1 protein-coding gene is annotated in these 276 nt (G+C 71.4%); it reads right to left on the bottom strand.

The genetic code is table 11. The features are described from left to right. Window positions 1–276, bottom strand: a 276-nt coding sequence (locus SB751_RS30110) for an encapsulin (RefSeq protein ID WP_410749033.1), incomplete at both ends; no start/stop codon positions are given.

The raw sequence follows: 276 nt of genomic DNA, 5'->3' as shown, positions 1-276 counted from the left end.
CGCGCTGACGTCGGTCGGCAGCGTGAGCTTGCGATTCGACGTGCCTTCGCGGATGCCGACGATGTCCGCGGCCAGATAGCCGTCGAAGATCGCGCCGTCTTCCGCGAACGCCAGGCGCTGCGCGGCATCCTTCGCCGGCTGCCAGTCGGCGTCGCGCGCACCGCGCTCGACGCTGTCGATCGCGTCGCGGCTCAGCTCGAACGGCACCGTCAGCTCGACGACGTTGCGGACCTCGCGCAGTCGCGCGCTCACCTGTTCGCGCGGCGCGGTGACGTC

This window comes from Cupriavidus sp. SIMBA_020, assembly GCF_046535395.1.
Lineage (GTDB): Bacteria > Pseudomonadota > Gammaproteobacteria > Burkholderiales > Burkholderiaceae > Cupriavidus > Cupriavidus campinensis.
This window is presented reverse-complemented; position numbering and strand designations above follow the sequence as displayed.